The organism is Solimicrobium silvestre (assembly GCF_002976435.1).
Classification (GTDB): Bacteria; Pseudomonadota; Gammaproteobacteria; order Burkholderiales; family Burkholderiaceae_D; genus Solimicrobium; species Solimicrobium silvestre.
Window position 1 is genome coordinate 20489 of sequence record NZ_PUGF01000010.1, and the last position, 16224, is coordinate 36712.

General features: G+C 48.7%; 12 protein-coding genes. 6 read left to right on the top strand and 6 right to left on the bottom strand.

The window, feature by feature from the left end:
- The first annotated feature begins 20 nt into the window (after positions 1-20).
- From infB to S2091_RS11430, 5 genes are all read left to right on the top strand, one after another.
- Positions 21-3035 (top strand): translation initiation factor IF-2, encoded by a 3015-nt coding sequence (infB, locus tag S2091_RS11410; RefSeq protein ID WP_105531952.1) that lies wholly within the window; start codon positions 21-23, stop codon positions 3033-3035.
- Between the two features lie 63 nt (positions 3036-3098).
- On the top strand, positions 3099-3527 hold the full coding sequence (gene rbfA / locus S2091_RS11415; RefSeq protein WP_105531953.1) for a 30S ribosome-binding factor RbfA: 429 nt from the start codon (positions 3099-3101) through the stop codon (positions 3525-3527).
- An 18-nt stretch (positions 3528-3545) separates the two neighbouring features.
- A complete protein-coding gene (gene truB / locus S2091_RS11420) occupies positions 3546-4493 on the top strand; it encodes a tRNA pseudouridine(55) synthase TruB (protein ID WP_105531954.1) in 948 nt (315 codons plus the stop codon).
- A 112-nt stretch (positions 4494-4605) separates the two neighbouring features.
- Positions 4606-6441, top strand: a complete 1836-nt coding sequence (typA, locus tag S2091_RS11425) for a translational GTPase TypA (protein ID WP_105531955.1) — start codon at positions 4606-4608, stop codon at positions 6439-6441.
- Positions 6442-6643: 202 nt separating this feature from the next.
- Complete coding sequence (locus S2091_RS11430) at positions 6644-7705, top strand: porin (protein WP_243405401.1); 1062 nt, start codon at positions 6644-6646, stop codon at positions 7703-7705.
- An 86-nt stretch (positions 7706-7791) separates the two neighbouring features.
- Here S2091_RS11430 and S2091_RS11435 read toward each other — a convergent pair whose 3' ends face one another.
- The 3 genes from S2091_RS11435 to S2091_RS11445 form a co-directional block, all read right to left on the bottom strand.
- On the bottom strand, positions 7792-9273 hold the full coding sequence (locus S2091_RS11435) for an aldehyde dehydrogenase (RefSeq protein ID WP_105531956.1): 1482 nt from the start codon (positions 9271-9273) through the stop codon (positions 7792-7794).
- A 9-nt stretch (positions 9274-9282) separates the two neighbouring features.
- Positions 9283-10170 (bottom strand): 4-hydroxy-tetrahydrodipicolinate synthase, encoded by an 888-nt coding sequence (gene dapA / locus S2091_RS11440; protein WP_105531957.1) that lies wholly within the window; start codon positions 10168-10170, stop codon positions 9283-9285.
- 196 nt (positions 10171-10366) lie between these two features.
- A complete protein-coding gene (locus S2091_RS11445; RefSeq protein ID WP_105531958.1) occupies positions 10367-11605 on the bottom strand; it encodes an MFS transporter in 1239 nt (412 codons plus the stop codon).
- Positions 11606-11770: 165 nt separating this feature from the next.
- Between S2091_RS11445 and S2091_RS11450 the strand changes: the two genes are divergently transcribed.
- On the top strand, positions 11771-12313 hold the full coding sequence (locus tag S2091_RS11450; protein WP_105531959.1) for a DUF1697 domain-containing protein: 543 nt from the start codon (positions 11771-11773) through the stop codon (positions 12311-12313).
- Positions 12314-12441: 128 nt separating this feature from the next.
- On the opposite strand, the gene lpdA is transcribed toward S2091_RS11450, so the two are convergent.
- Genes lpdA through S2091_RS11465 form a run of 3 tightly spaced genes read right to left on the bottom strand, consistent with a single transcriptional unit; the run spans position 12442 to position 16213 of the window.
- Entirely contained in the window at positions 12442-13860 is a 1419-nt protein-coding gene (gene lpdA, locus S2091_RS11455) for a dihydrolipoyl dehydrogenase (RefSeq protein ID WP_105531960.1), read from the bottom strand.
- Between the two features lie 3 nt (positions 13861-13863).
- Complete coding sequence (locus S2091_RS11460) at positions 13864-15165, bottom strand: dihydrolipoamide acetyltransferase family protein (RefSeq protein ID WP_105531961.1); 1302 nt, start codon at positions 15163-15165, stop codon at positions 13864-13866.
- Positions 15166-15169: 4 nt separating this feature from the next.
- The gene (locus S2091_RS11465) at positions 15170-16213 is read right to left on the bottom strand and encodes an alpha-ketoacid dehydrogenase subunit beta (protein WP_105532169.1); all 1044 of its coding nucleotides are present in this window, start codon (positions 16211-16213) and stop codon (positions 15170-15172) included.
- Between the last annotated feature and the right edge of the window lie 11 nt (positions 16214-16224).

The window sequence follows — 16224 nt, forward strand, 5'->3', positions numbered from 1 at the left end:
ACATAGAAAAAGAGGACTGAATGGCGAGTAATAATGTATCCCAATTTGCCACCGAGCTAAAGATGTCAGCCGATGTGCTGTTAACCCAATTGCGTTCGGCAGGTGTAGTCAAGGGTTCGACCTCTGATGATTTGTCTAAAGAAGACAAAGAACGTCTGCTTGAGCATTTGCGTCGCACCCACGGTGTAGAGGCGGATGGCGATACCAAAAAAATTACCTTGACTCGTAAAGAGACAACGGAAATTAAACAGGCAGATGCAACAGGTAAATCACGCACTATTCAAGTGGAAGTACGCAAAAAACGTACCTTCGTGAAGCGTGATGAAACGCTCCCGGAATCGGATAAGCCAGTAGTTTCCCCAACAGCAGAAGAACTTGCCAAACAAGCGGAAGAAGATCGCTTGGCCGATGAATTGCGCGCTAAACAAGAAGCCGAATTAATTGAAAAGCAAAATCACTTAGCCCGTTTGGAAGCTGAAAAAGAAGCGCAAAACAAAGCATTGCAAGAAGCTGAGTTAGCTGCGGCAAAAGAAGCTGAATTAGTAGCGATATCTGCTGCCAAGCGCGCTGCAGCGCAAGAAGATGCGGCAAAATTACAAGCATCGCAAACTAAGCGTAAAGCTCCTCCGGCGAAAGTCGCTGAAGTGGCTGCTGAAACTACAGCTGCTGCTGATCCAGTCGTGCCTGTAGAAGCTGCTGTCGTAGACAAGGTCGATGATAAGAATGATGCTAAAAACGATGCTAAAAAAATCGTCGCCGCTGAAGTAGCAAAACGCCTGGCTGACGAAGTTGAAGCAACCGAACAAAAGAAAGCCGCTGATAGCGTAATTGCAGCGCAAGCAGCGACAAAAGTTGCTACTGAACGTGCTGCTGCGACAGAAAATGCTCGCAAAGCAGTTGCTGACGAAGTTGCTCAAATCAAAGCGATGATGAGCACGCAGCGTAAGCCAGTTAAAGCGCCAGTTCCTGTGGTTGCAGAAGTGCCAAAAGTAGCCACAAAAGCTCCTGAAGGCACGTTGCATAAGCCAGCAGACAAAAAGCCTACTGAGAAAAAAGACGAGAAAAAAGTTGTTGTAGTCGATAAGAAATCGATTAAATCAGCGAATGTTTCTTCGACTTGGCAAGATGATGCAGCGAAAAAGAAAGGCCTCAAAACTCGCGGCAATACTGCTCCCGGCCCTGGTGGTCGTGACGGATGGCGAGCTGGCGGTAAAAATTCACGCCGTGGTTCTCATTCTGATGATCGTGAAACTAACTTCCAAGCTCCGGTTGAAGCCGTAGTTAAAGATGTTTATGTACCAGAAACTATTACAGTTGCTGAATTAGCACACAAAATGTCGGTTAAGGCATCTGAAGTCATTAAGCAATTAATGAAATTAGGCCAAATGGTCACCATTAACCAAGTTTTGGATCAGGAAACTGCGCTGATTCTGGTTGAAGAAATGGGCCATAAAGCTTTTGCTGCTAAGTTGGATGATCCTGAAGCGATGTTGGTAGATGGCGGCGTTCAGATTGAATATCAATCGTTCCCACGCGCTCCGGTCGTTACAGTCATGGGTCACGTTGATCATGGTAAAACAAGTTTGCTTGATTATATTCGCCGTGCCAAAGTCGCTTCTGGCGAAGCTGGTGGAATTACTCAGCATATTGGTGCTTACCACGTTGAAACACCGCGTGGCATGATTACATTCCTTGATACTCCGGGTCATGAAGCCTTTACGGCGATGCGTGCTCGTGGTGCCAAAGCGACTGATATCGTTATTCTGGTGGTGGCTGCTGACGATGGCGTTATGCCGCAAACCAAAGAAGCAATTGCACATGCAAAAGCTGCTGGTGTGCCGTTAGTGGTTGCAGTGAATAAAATTGATAAACCGGGTGCTAATTTAGATCGCGTTAAGCAAGAATTAATCGCTGAAAATGTTTTACCAGAAGAATACGGTGGAGATTCTCCATTCGTATCGGTTTCTGCAAAAACAGGTCAAGGTATTGACGAATTGTTAGAGCAAGTTTTATTGCAAGCCGAAGTGTTGGAATTGCGTGCCGCTAAAGATGCACCGGCACGTGGTTTAGTGGTTGAGGCTCGTTTGGATAAAGGTCGCGGCCCAGTTGCAACGATTCTGGTTCAATCCGGTACATTAAAACGTGGCGATGTGGTGTTGGCTGGTTCTTCCTACGGTCGGGTACGCGCTATGTTGGATGAAAATGGCGTGTCGATTACCGAAGCTGGTCCATCGATCCCTGTTGAAATTCAAGGTTTGACTGAAGTGCCGAATGCCGGTGAAGAAGTGATGGTTATGGCCGATGAGCGTAAAGCGCGTGAAATCGGTCAGTTCCGTCAAGGTAAATACCGTGATGTGAAACTCGCTAAACAGCAAGCCGCAAAACTGGAAAATATGTTTGAAAACATGGGCGAAGGCGAAGTTAAAACGCTGGCCATGATTATCAAAACAGACGTTCAGGGTTCACAAGAAGCGCTGGTTCATTCCATGCAAAAATTGTCCACCTCAGAAGTTCGTGTTCAAGTGGTGCATGCGGCAGTCGGTGGTATTTCAGAATCCGACGTCAACTTGGCAGTTGCTTCCAAGGCAGTCTTGATCGGCTTTAATACTCGTGCTGATGCTTCAGCGCGTAAATTAGCCGAAGCTAATGGTATTGATATTCGTTACTACAATATTATTTACGATGCAGTGGATGATGTTAAAGCCGCTCTGTCCGGTATGTTGGCACCAGAAAAACGCGAACATGCACTCGGCTTAGTTGAGATTCGCCAGGTTATTACGATTAGTAAAGTCGGCGCGATTGCTGGTTGTTACGTATTGGAAGGTTTGGTTAAACGTGGTTCTTCAATCCGTTTGCTGCGTAATAATGTGGTTGTCTGGACTGGTGAGTTGGATTCGTTGAAACGCTTTAAAGATGACGTTAAAGAAGTTAAGTTTGGCTTTGAATGCGGTTTGTCATTGAAGAATTTCAATGACATCCAGGTAGGTGATCAACTCGAAGTATTTGAAGTTCAAGAGGTTGCTCGTACGCTGTAATAAGTTCGGCATTATTCCTACATGGAATAATGCCGTGACTGTTTAGTGTTGTGCATAAATAAAATGGCAAAAAATAGTAAATCAATACCCGGGCGCGGCTTACGGGTGGCAGATCAAATCCAACGCGATTTATCGGTCATTATTAGCGCCGAGCTGAAAGATCCACGGGTCGGCATGATCACTTTGACGGAAGTTCAAGTCACTCCTGATTATGCACATGCAAAAGTGTATTTCACTTCGTTGCGTGATACTCCAGAACAAATTAAAGTAACGCTCACTTGCTTAAATAATGCGGCAGGTTTCTTGCGTATGCATTTAGGAAAATGCTTACATATCCATACTTTGCCGCAGCTGCATTTTGTGCATGATACGTCGACGATGTACGGTATGGCGATGTCAAAATTAATTGATGAAGCGATGGCGACTAGTGCGCCTTTAGTTGAACCGGAATCAGATCAGGATGAAAATCCAGAATCTGGCATCAAAGATTAAGCAGTACGCTTAGTTCCCATGGCAGAAACTCAACGAGTTAAGCGCATACGCGATGCGCTAAATGGTGTGTTGTTACTTGATAAGCCGGTCGGTTTATCCAGTAATGATGCATTAATCCAGACCAAACGTTTGCTCAATGCAAAAAAGGCCGGACATACCGGCACGCTTGATCCGTTTGCGACCGGTTTGTTGCCGCTCTGTTTCGGTGAAGCGACCAAGTTTTCGCATGACTTATTATTCGCAGATAAAACCTATGAAACCGTAGTGCATTTAGGCATTACGACAGAAACAGGTGATACCGAAGGTGCCGTGCTGGAGAATCTTTCGGTTGGAGTTACTCTGGAACAGATTGATGCAGTGCTGGCGCAGTTTCGCGGTCCGATTGAGCAAGTGCCGCCGATGTATTCGGCGCTTAAGCGCGATGGTAAGCCGTTATATGAATATGCCCGCGCTGGAATTACTTTAGAGCGTGAAGCACGTAATGTCGTGATTCATGAACTGACTTTGTTGAGTTATGAAGCACCATTTTTGCGCTTGCGGGTGGCTTGCTCCAAAGGGACTTATATTCGTGTGTTAGGCGAAGATATTGGCCGCGCTTTAGGTTGCGGGGCACATTTAAACGCTTTGCGTCGCACGCAGGTGGCTAGTTTGAAGTTGGCGGATGCGATTAGCCTGGATGCGATCCAGCAAATGTCTCCAGAGCAACGAATAAATTTATTAAAGCCGGTTGATGCATTATTGTCTGACTTTGAAGCAATTCAATTAACAGATGAATTAGCCGTGCGGTTTTTGCATGGGCAACGATTGGCTTTGCAAAAAGAAGGTATAAACTTACCCGAATTAATACCTGCGAACTTAGGCCGAGTGCGGGTTTATCGATTTAGTGATGGCAAATTACTAGGTTCAGGTCTGCTGCAAGAGTATCAGGTGCTTGCGCCTGAACGATTAATCTCCACTTCTGGCTAATAAAAATCACTCCGAGGCAAGCTTGCTTGCTGAAAGAAGTTGCAAAGTTTTTGCATCGCAACATGTTATAATGCCGAGTTACCAGAAATCACCATTCACATCAATATCTATCATGTCAAACATTAAACGCGCAATACGCAACATCGCGATCATCGCCCACGTTGATCACGGTAAAACTACTCTAGTTGATCAGTTATTACGTCAATCAGGTACATTCCGAGACAACCAACAGGTTGATGCTCGTGTCATGGATTCGAATGATATTGAAAAAGAACGTGGTATCACGATTCTGTCCAAAAACTGCGCAGTTGAATACAAAGGCACGCACATCAACATCGTTGATACCCCAGGCCATGCGGATTTTGGTGGTGAAGTTGAGCGTGTATTGTCGATGGTTGACAGCGTTTTGTTGCTGGTTGATGCACAAGAAGGCCCAATGCCGCAAACTCGCTTTGTGACGCGTAAAGCCTTGGCGCTGGGTTTGAAGCCTATCGTTGTGGTGAATAAAGTTGATCGTGAAAATGCCGATCCACAAAAAGCGGTGAATGCTACGTTTGAATTGTTCGACAAACTCGGTGCAACCGACGAGCAGTTAGATTTCCCTATTGTTTATGCATCCGGCTTTAAGGGCTATGCAGGTTTGGAAGATTCTGTACGCGAAGGAAATATGGAGCCGCTGTTCGACGCGATCCTGAAACACGTTCCTGCACGTGAAGATGATCCAGATGGTCCTTTGCAATTACAAATTACTTCTCTGGAATACTCTTCCTACGTTGGTAAAATCGGCGTAGGCCGTATCCTGCGCGGTAAAGTTAAAGCTTTGCAAGACGTGGTTTGGATGAACGGTCCAGATGACAAGCCAACCAAAGCACGTATCAATCAAGTATTGACCTTTAAAGGTCTTGATCGTGTAATCGCTGATGAAGCGCTTGCTGGCGACATCGTACTGATCAACGGTATTGAAGAAATCAGCATTGGTTCCACGATTTGCGCACCGGATACCCCAGAAGGCTTGCCGATGTTGAAGATCGACGAACCGACTCTGACCATGAACTTCATGGTGAACAACTCACCATTGGCTGGTCGCGAAGGTAAATTCGTGACGACACGTCAGATTCGTGATCGTTTGGATCGTGAATTAAAATCCAACATGGCTTTGCGTGTTGTTCAGGCTGAAAACGATGATTCTACGTATGAAGTATCCGGCCGCGGCGAATTGCATCTGACTATTTTGATCGAAAACATGCGTCGCGAAGGTTTTGAATTGGCGGTTTCCCGTCCGCGCGTAGTATTCAAAATGGTAGGTGACGTGCGTCATGAGCCGTATGAAATGCTGACAGTCGACGTTGAAGAAAACAATCAAGGCGGCGTCATGGAAGAACTCGGTCGTCGTCGTGGTGATCTGCAAAACATGGAACCGGACGGCAAAGGTCGTGTGCGTCTCGAATACCGTATTCCTGCGCGTGGCCTGATCGGCTTCCAAGGTGAATTTATGACTTTGACACGCGGTACTGGTTTGATGAGCCACGTGTTTGACGAATATGCACCGGTTGATAATACTAAAGGTGAAATGGCTGGTCGTCGCAATGGCGTACTGGTTTCCCAAGACGATGGCGCAGCAGTTGCTTACGCAATCTGGAAATTGCAAGACCGCGGTCGTATGTTCGTGGTGCACAATGACCCAGTCTATGAAGGCATGATTATCGGTATTCACTCACGTGATAACGATCTGGTTGTTAACCCGATTAAGGGTAAGCAATTAACCAACGTGCGTTCTTCCGGTACGGATGAAGCGGTACGTTTGGTACCACCAATTCAGATGAGCCTGGAATATGCAGTTGAATTTATCGAGGACGATGAGCTGGTCGAAGTTACACCTAAGAGCATTCGTTTGCGTAAGCGTTACTTGAAAGAACATGAGCGTAAAAAAGCGTCTCGTGACTCTTAATCCTAAGGATTAATTAAGCTGCTTTAAGTTTTTCAGCGCTTTTTAAAAACCCGTCAAATTGTATTTGGCGGGTTTTTTGTTATTTGCCTAAAGAATAATGTTGAATATATACTACGTTTGTTAATAAATTTTTAACAAATAATTGATTGGCAGCAAGCAAATTGCGAATCAGGTTTATTTCTCAACTAAAGGTAAGCCAACGATGAAAAGTTCATTCTATAAACCATCATTAACTGTGTTCACCAGCGTACTAATGGGTTTCAACTACAACGCTAGCGCACAATCTAATATCACTGTATTTGGTGCTATCGACACGGCGCTGCGCTACAGCACTAATCAAAATGGTGACGGCGGAAATTTAGCGGAAGTTGGTAGCGGTGCGGCTAACGTAAATCGTTTTGGCGTGAGTGGAGAAGAAGATCTTGGCGCTGGTCTTAAAGCAAATTTTATGCTGGATGCGGGCTTCAATTCAGCTACGGGTGAATCCGGCGACGGTGGCAAATTGTTTAGCCGTCAAGCTTGGGTCGGCTTATCAGGCACATATGGAGCGGTGACGGCAGGTCGTCAATTCTCACCTGTTTATAATGCGCAATGGGCAATTGAGCCGTTTGGTTGGGCGAATTTGACGGAATCTGGCTTTATTTACGATAACTATGCAGGTGATATTCACTGGGATAATTCCTTGATGTATTCAGGGACTTACGGTGATTTTACCGGTGTGCTCATGGTGGGAATGGGTGAGAAGGCGGGTGATAGTAAGGCTTGGCGCAATGTAGGCGGAAGTCTGGCTTATGCTTCTGGCCTATTTACGGCAATTGCGGCGTATCAGGAAGTGCGCAACACGGATGCTGTCATCGCTAATAAGGTATGGAATGTAGGCGGCAGTTACAACATTAAGCCAGTCCAGTTATTTTTTGGTTATTTGAATTATCGCAGTGATCTGGCGCTTCAAAAGAATCATGTTTTTGATCTTGGCTTTATTTATTCCATGACGCCGAAGATTGATTTGATCGGTGCTTATTATCATGACAGGCAGCGTGCTGAGGACGGCAGGAAAAACACCGTAGCCGGAATGCTTAAATACAGTTTTACGCCGCGCACCGCTATTTATATTCAAACTGATTACAGCAAGATTGATGCAGGCTATGTCAATAATATAAGTGATCAATATGCGTTTCCATCAACGCGCGATGCAGATAATAATTTAACTTCATTTGTATCCAGCAGAGCTAGCGTATCAATAGGGCTACGCCATATTTTCTAATTGCTAGTGCGAAAAGCACGAAGATGTTGAATGCTGGTTTCAGCTACAACATTCTCCGTGCTTGTCATGGCATAAATTCTTTTTTCTTAATTCACTGTCCAAATTGTTTTGGTTTGTAAATACTGATCAAATGCTTCAAGGCCTTTATCGCGCCCACCAAAGCCAGACTGTTTATAGCCACCAAACGGGGTAGTGATATCGCCTTCTGAAAAACCATTGATCGATACCGTTCCAGCCCGTATTCCGCGCGCCATGCGAGCTGCGCGTTTGATGTCCATGGTGTACAGGGAAGCAGCTAAACCATACTGACTGTCGTTGGCTAATTGCAGTGCTTGTTGTTCAGTGTCAAAACTAGTTACTGCTAAAATCGGCCCGAAAATTTCCTCCTGAAACAAGCGCATCGCTGGCGTGACTTCATCATAAATAGTTGGTTCAATATACCAGCCGCCGCCGATTTTGCTATGGACCCGGCCGCCGTGAACTAACTTGGCACCTTCTGCTTGTGCTGTATCCAAAAAGTGTTTTACTTTCTCAAAATGGGCTTTTTCTATCATTGGGCCGATCTTGGTGGCTGGATCGGTGGGCAAGCCAACTTGCCAACTTTCCAACCCTTGAGTCAGTTTGCTGATGAGTTTTTGTTTGATGCTGGAGTGAACAATTAAACGTGAGCCGCAACTGCAATTTTCACCCATATTCCAGAATGCAGCCGCTAGCACATCATTCACAATCTCATCTAACGGCGCATCCTCAAACACAATTTGCGGGCTTTTTCCGCCGCATTCCAAAATGATTTCTTTTAGATTGCTGTCGGCCGAATACTTCAAAAATAAGCGTCCAACTTCGGTGGAGCCAGTAAATGAAACTACATCCACATCGTGATGCAAGCCAAGTGCTGCACCAACAACTTCACCTAAGCCCGTAACTAGTATCAATGCGCCAGCCGGAATGCCTGCTTCATGCGCCAGTTGCACCATGCGGTAAGCACTGAGCGAAGTCAGTTCTGCCGGTTTTACAATCACAGAATTACCGGCGGCTAATGCCGGAGCCACTTTCCAGGCAAACATTTGTGCTGGAAAATTCCAGGGTAAAACCGCGCCCACTACGCCTATCGCTTCTTTAACAATTAAGCCAGTTGCTTCCGGCCCGGTTGGTGCGATACGCCCGTAGCATTTATCAATCGCTTCGGCATACCATGCGAAGGTAGAAATGGTGGCAGGGAGGTCGGCATTCAGGCATTCGGTAATTGGTTTGCCAGCGTCGATGCAATCCAGTGCGGCGAGTTCTTCTGCGTGTTTTTCAAGCAGCGTAACCCAGTTTTGCATTACTATTTTTCGTTCAGATGGTGGCCGTTGCGACCACTCGCCGGATTCGAAGGCGCTTCGAGCGGCAACAACTGCGGCGTCCATATCGGCTTTTGTTCCGGCTTCAATGGTGCCGATGTAGGAATTGTCGATCGGCGTAAAATTTTCTAAACGTGCTGTGGAAGTAAGGTGATTCGGGATGATATTCCCGGCCCATAATTGTCCGGTGCGGGCAAGGTCAAAAATGCTTTGTTTGGATAACGGCATGGCGGTCTCCTAGTGAGCCTGAGTAGCAATAAATTGCTGCATCAGTTGCTGGAAGTGCGTAGCTTCCGTTGCTGAAATCGATTGTAAAGGTTGTCGTACTTCACCTACTTGAATGTCGTGGCGTAGACAGCCCAGTTTGGCCTTTTGGTTGTAGCCGCCAGATTCCATCGATTGAATCACCGGATACATCGCTGTCATCAATTGTTTTACTTCAGCCCAGTCTTTTCCTTGCGCGGCGCGCAGCATGGCGACCTGCTCGGCTGGAAACACGTTGGCGGCACCACTGATCCAGCTGGTCACGCCCCAAAATAAAAAATCGGCAGCCTGATCATCGCAACCGCAAACAACTTCAAAGTTGGGCAGTTTGGCCTGAATGATGGCTAATGCGCGGCTAAAATTACCGCTACTTTCTTTCAGTCCGATAATGTTGGGCAGCTTGGCTAATTCAAGCACGCTGTCGATGTCAATTTCCACTCCGGCACGCGCTGGGAAGTTGTACATGATGATAGGTAACGGGCTAACTTCTGCTACTGCTTTGTAATGCGCAATAATTTCTGCCTGATTCGGCAAACTGTAAGCCGGAGGAGCCATCATCAAGGCTTCATAACCGAGCTCTGCCGCTTGTTTTGCGCGGAGAATTGCGCCTTGAGTAGAAAGATCATTAGCACCGGCAATCAAGCTGATACGTCCTTTAGCTACGCGGGCGATACAGGCTAATACCTGCTGACGCTCAACGTCATTCAACGCGTAATATTCGCCGGTAGTTCCGCAGGCCACCACGCCATGCACGCCTTTTTCAATAAAGTGCTCCAGCAGTTTTTCCAGTGCGGCCAGATCAAGACGATTTTCTTTGTCAAAAGGGGTAACGATGGGAACAATAACGCCATTTATTTTCATGGTAATTTCCTGATTCGGTGGTGGAGTGAGAAATACTTGGAGAAATCCAATACGGAATAAATGGTAGCTGGGTTGCCAGGATTACTCTAGATGAAAATATGGCTATGCCTGTTTGAAATCGGCACAATTCTTGTCAGTACTGACACGGGGAATAAGTGAGGGTAGCAGGCATAGAAGCCTGCTACCGTTGTACAAGTTAATTAATCAGTAAATTATCGGCGCGTATCGCCATTTCGTGACGTATCCGTGGCTGTGAAATCAGAATGAAAGCGCATGCTGCGACTACCAGCATCGCAGTAAAGCCTGTTATGCCCCAAGCCACATATGCCAGGCGCATCAATTCAATGCCTATCGCATAACAGCCCATGGTCAGCATGCTTAGCCCGGCGGAAACCGAGCCTTTCGCGATTTCTGACGACATCAGCGTAAAACGGTACAGCACCGCAAACGATAAGCCTTCCGCAAAGGCAATCAAACTGATACCGATGACCAGGTAAACAGGGGATGCACTCTTGACCAGCACACCAAATAACGCGATCAATATTCCGAGCAAAATCGGCCAGATGCCGAGCAAGGCAGAGCGGCCCAGCGGCCAGCGATCTGTTAAAAATATCACGCACACATTACCCACCACTAAACTACCCAGGATGGGAAGCTGCCAGAAGCCGTATTCCATCAGGCTCATGCCGTAGTCATTAACGAGCAACACGGGCGACAGCGCAATCCAGCCGATTAGTGGCATTGAAATCAGGGGAATGGTCAGGGCTGACAAGACAAAGCGCCGTTGACTGAACAGATGTAAATAGTCACGTCCGATGCTGGAAAAGGGTAATTTTTTGCTATGCAGATTGACGGTTTCCGGCATTTTTCGCCATAGACCGACCAACGAGATGAACGAAACCGCCGCAATGAATAAAAAGCAGCTGCGCCACGGCGCTAGTTGAATTAAGGCTGCACCGGCCAGAGGGCCGGCCATGGGGGCAATCAAGGCCACATTGGCCATCATAGCGGTAACTTTAACGGCACTTTTTTCTTCGAATGCTTCTTGCACTGCGGCATAACCGACCGCATTAATGAAGCACAAACCGATCCCTTGTAAGACCCGTAGTGCCATAAAAGCTTCAATGCTGGATACCAGATAGGTAGCCAGGCACGCCAAAATAAAATACAGAATGCCACCGAGTAGCACAGGACGGCGGCCTATTCGATCAGACAAGGGCCCGGTCAGCCAGGACAAGGATGCGCCACCGATTAAAAAAGCGGTCATGGAAAGCGGTACCCAGGAGGCATCTACGCCGAATTCCTGCGTGACCATCAACATGGCCGGTTGTGCCATGTCGTTAGCGATATACACCGCAAATTCGAATAACACTAAAGCGAAGGGGAAGAGGAGGGTGGCGCGATTTAACTGATTTATTTTTGATGTGGCGTACATAGAATCCGGACAAACAGAAATGGCTCAGAAGAAGCCTGAGCCAGACGGAATTATACTCGCTGCAGCGGATTGACGTTTTTAGTGTTTTTTAATTACTAGTTAGAAATTTTCTTATAGAAATTAAATTTAATTGAATTGCAAAATTTTCTCGTGTAATGTTTCGCTATGAAAACTTGGATTGCATTACTTAGAGGGATAAATGTCGGCGGGCGCAACAAATTGCCGATGAAGGCACTTGCGGCAGAGCTGGAGTCGCTGGGCTTATCCGACATTAAAACTTACATTCAGAGCGGCAATGTGGTGTTTCGCGGATCGGATACACGGGCACGCAATATCGCCACGTCGATTGGCGCAGCTATTCACGCGAAATTCGGCTTTGAGCCGCCTGTGATCGTCATCAGCGACAAGGATTTAGCGGATGCGATAACAGCGAACCCGTTTCCTGAATCAACAACAGAAAAAGAGGGGAGAACACTCCATTTCTTCTTTCTGGATAAGGCACCCTCCAACATCGATCATGACCGTTTGGAATCTGTGCGCCGACCAAGTGAACGCTGGCAAGTCAAAGGAACTGTTCTCTACCTGCATACCCCGGAAGGTTTCGGCGATTCAAAATTAGCCGTCCAGATCGAAAGAATTTTCGGCGTTACGGCTACTGCGCGGAACTGGCGGACGGTCTGCGCACTTCGTGACCTTTCAGTAGAGTAGGGTGGGCAACTTTGCCCACGCGTTACCTTCGATAAATAATACCTCGAATAATTTTCGTTGTTCATCAGCGGTAACGCGTGGGCACGATGAACCCGTGCCCACCCTACGCTTTTAATTAAATCCCATGTTCAGATATGCAGTGCATGCCCCATTGCCCGTAGCGCTGCCTCTTGAACTGCCTCACCTAATGTCGGATGTGCGTGAATAGTGCCGGCAATGTCCTCTAGTGCTGCCCCCATTTCAATAGACTGACTGAAAGCCGCACTCAGCTCGGAGACGCCACGCCCCACTGCCTGCCAGCCGACGATTAAATGATTATCGCGGCGTGCCACCACCCGTACAAAGCCATCGTTCGACTCTATCGTCATGGCGCGGCCATTGGCCGCGAACGGGAATGTGGCATTGATGCAGTCCAATCCCGCCTGCTGCGCATCGTTTGGTGTTTTACCTACCACCACTACTTCTGGATCGGTGAAGCAAACGGCAGGCATTGCGGCTGGCTGAAAATGGCGTCGTTTTCCGGCGATGATTTCGGCCACCATTTCGCCTTGCGCCATGGCGCGATGCGCCAGCATCGGCTCACCCGTCAAGTCGCCGATTGCCCACACATCAAGCATGGAAGTGCGGCATTGATCGTTGATGCTAACCGAGCGGCCATTCATATCCAGCATTAAGCTTTCCATGTTCCAACCAGCAGTGTTGGGTCTGCGTCCTACGGCGACTAGTACTTGGTCGGCTGGCAGTTCGCTTTCAATGCCTTCACCGTTGCGGATCCGGACTGCATCTCCAGCAGCGTTCAAACCTTGCACGGTACAACCGAGATGCAGATTGATGCCAAGCCGTTTTAACGAAGCGCCAACTGGTCTGGTTAGTTCGGTGTCGTAAGCGGGCAGCACACGGTCGAGTGACTCGACCACGCTGACTTCGACGCCCATTTTGCGATAAGCGGTGCCCAACTCCAGGCCGATATAACCGGCGCCGACCACAACAAGTTTTTTGGGCAGAGACGTTGGCGACAAGGCCTCGGTTGAACTGATGACGCGCCCGCCAAACGGCATAGTGGGCAACGCGACCGGCAATGATCCAGTAGCGAGCAATAAATGACGACAGCTGATGCGTAACGTAGTAGTTGCATCGCCCTTTGCGTCGCCTTCTTTCTGCGTAACATCTACGGTCTTACCGTCGACGATTTTGGCCCAGCCTTTAATCACGGTGACATTATGTTTTTTGAGTAAAGCACCGACGCCGCCCGTTAATTTGCCGACGATGCCATTTTTCCAAAGCACGGTCTGACTGACTTCGATGCGTGGCGCCTGCACATGAATACCCAACGGCGAAGTACCTGCATACTCACAAGCTTTGGCAAACTCCTCGGCGGCGTGAATCATGGCCTTTGAAGGAATACAGCCGATATTCAGGCAGGTGCCGCCCAGCTCTGCAGCTTCGACCAAGGTTGTTGCTATGCCCAATTGCGCAGCGCGAATTGCGGCGACATAACCGCCGGGGCCGCCACCAATAATCAGCAGTGTTGTTGTCTGTGTATGCATGGGTTACTCCGTAAACAGCATGGCCGGGCATTCGAGGAAACCGCGTATTGCCTGAATAAATTCAGCCGCATGCATACCATCGATTACCCGATGATCGAATGACGACGACAAGTTCATCATCTGCCGCGCCACGACCGCACCGCCGCGTATCACCGGCCGTAGCACCATACGGTTGACCCCGACGATGGCCACTTCGGGGTGGTTGATTACGGGCGTGGAAACGATACCGCCCAACGTACCCAGACTGGTTAACGTAATGGTCGAACCGGACAGGTCTTCACGCGCAGCTTTTCCACTACGAGCCCCTTCAGCCTGACGCGTTACTTCTGCTGCGCTGGCCCAAAAATCCAGTGACTCCGCATGGCGTACTACCGGGACGATCAGGCCGTTATCGGTTTGCGTGGCAATGCCGATATGCACCGCACCAAAACGTGTGACGATGCCAGCTTCGTCGTCAAAGCGAGCATTAATTTGAGGGAAGTCGCGCAAGGCCAACACCATCGCACGCATCAGGAAGGGCAGTATGGTCAGGCGACCGCGCTCTTTGCCCCATTTATTATTGAGATTGACGCGCAATGCCTCCAGCTCAGTCATGTCGATCTCTTCGACATAAGTGAAATGCGGAATGCGGCGTTTCGCATCCTGCATTTTTTGCGCAATCTTGCGGCGTAACCCGATGACCGGTACGGCTTCTTCTGTGTGGAGTTGATGGTAACGAGCACCGACACTACCCGCGGCCTGTTGTGGGCCGCGTGCGACAAAGTCATCAAGGTCTTGTTGCTGGATGCGACCGCCCGCAGCACTGCCATGCACGAATTGTAATTCGACGCCAAGATCCCAAGCACGTCGCCGCACGGCCGGTGAAGCGATCGGCTTTTCACCAGCAGGACGTGCCACGGAGATTGACTGTACCTTGCCGGGTTTGTTAGCCGGAGCGGGCTGACTTGCTGCCGCTGCCATCGGCGCAACTGCTGCAAGCGGGGCGGCAGCGGTTTTTTCTACCTTTTCTGCGACCGCTACTGCCGCGGGCAATGCCGGAGCATTCTCACGGACATTACCTTTTCCTTCGATCTCTATGCGTATTAACTCGGCGCCGACCGCCATGAATTCTCCGGCTTTGCCGCCCAGAGTCAATACTGTGCCTGCTACCGATGATGGAATTTCTATCGTCGCCTTGTCAGTCATTACATCGGCCAGAATTTGGTCTTCAACAACAACGTCGCCCGGCTGCACACGCCAAACCACTACTTCTACTTCTGCAATGCCTTCGCCGATATCCGGCATCTTGATGACATGTATGCCCATAATTTTATGCCTCCATCGTACGTTTGAATGCCGCGGCGATGCGCCCGGGTCCTGGGAAATAAGCCCATTCCTGCGCATGCGGGTAAGGCGTGTCCCAACCGGTCACGCGTTCTATCGGCGCTTCAAGATGATAGAAGCAATGCTCCTGCACCAAAGCTGATAATTCCGCGCCAAAGCCGCTGGTATGGGTGGCTTCATGGACAATTACACAGCGTCCGGTTTTTTTGACCGAAGCTACGATGGTGGCCAAATCGAGTGGCCAAATACTGCGTAAATCAATGATTTCGGCGTCAACGCCACTTTCTTTAGCTGCGGCTTCCGACACAAACACCATGGTTCCATAAGCCAGCACGGTCAGGTCGGAACCTGCACGAAATATCGACGCGCTGTCCAGCGGCACAGTGTAATAACCTTCCGGAACTTCGCCCAGTGGATGTTTGGACCACGGCACTACGGGCTTGTCATGATGACCGTCAAAGGGGCCGTTATAGAGACGTTTAGGTTCAAGGAAAATCACCGGGTCATCATTTTCTATGCACGAGATCAGCAACCCCTTTGCGTCGTACGGGTTGGACGGCATTACAGTGCGTAATCCGCACACGTGGGTAAACATCGCTTCCGGGCTTTGGCTATGAGTCTGGCCACCGTATATACCGCCGCCGCAAGGCATCCGTATCGTCAACGGTGCAATGAACTGCCCGGCCGAGCGGTACCGCAAACGCGCTGCTTCAGACACGATCTGATCACAAGCCGGGTAAAAATAATCGGCAAATTGAATCTCAACCACTGGGCGCAAACCATAGGCGCCCATGCCGATGGCGACCCCGACTATCCCGCCTTCGGAAATCGGCGTATCAAATACTCGTGAAGTACCGTATTTCTGTTGCAAGCCCTCGGTGCAGCGAAATACGCCACCGAAATAACCGACATCCTGCCCAAATACCACCACATTATTATCACGCTCCAGCATCACATCCATTGCCGAACGCAAGGCCTGGATCATCGTCATCGTCATCGGCTTCGTCTTTTGGCTCGTTTTTTGGTCCATCGCTTTGTCCA

Excerpts from the sequence above, each read along its gene's own strand:
- infB (WP_105531952.1), top strand. The coding sequence starts at position 21 with ATGGCGAGTAATAATGTATCCCAATTTGCCACCGAGCTAAAGATGTCA.
- rbfA (WP_105531953.1), top strand. The coding sequence starts at position 3,099 with ATGGCAAAAAATAGTAAATCAATACCCGGGCGCGGCTTACGGGTGGCA.
- truB (WP_105531954.1), top strand. The coding sequence starts at position 3,546 with ATGGCAGAAACTCAACGAGTTAAGCGCATACGCGATGCGCTAAATGGT.
- typA (WP_105531955.1), top strand. The coding sequence starts at position 4,606 with ATGTCAAACATTAAACGCGCAATACGCAACATCGCGATCATCGCCCAC.
- S2091_RS11430 (WP_243405401.1), top strand. The coding sequence starts at position 6,644 with ATGAAAAGTTCATTCTATAAACCATCATTAACTGTGTTCACCAGCGTA.
- S2091_RS11435 (WP_105531956.1), bottom strand. The coding sequence starts at position 9,273 with ATGCCGTTATCCAAACAAAGCATTTTTGACCTTGCCCGCACCGGACAA.
- dapA (WP_105531957.1), bottom strand. The coding sequence starts at position 10,170 with ATGAAAATAAATGGCGTTATTGTTCCCATCGTTACCCCTTTTGACAAA.
- S2091_RS11445 (WP_105531958.1), bottom strand. The coding sequence starts at position 11,605 with ATGTACGCCACATCAAAAATAAATCAGTTAAATCGCGCCACCCTCCTC.
- S2091_RS11450 (WP_105531959.1), top strand. The coding sequence starts at position 11,771 with ATGAAAACTTGGATTGCATTACTTAGAGGGATAAATGTCGGCGGGCGC.
- lpdA (WP_105531960.1), bottom strand. The coding sequence starts at position 13,860 with ATGCATACACAGACAACAACACTGCTGATTATTGGTGGCGGCCCCGGC.
- S2091_RS11460 (WP_105531961.1), bottom strand. The coding sequence starts at position 15,165 with ATGGGCATACATGTCATCAAGATGCCGGATATCGGCGAAGGCATTGCA.
- S2091_RS11465 (WP_105532169.1), bottom strand. The coding sequence starts at position 16,213 with ATGGACCAAAAAACGAGCCAAAAGACGAAGCCGATGACGATGACGATG.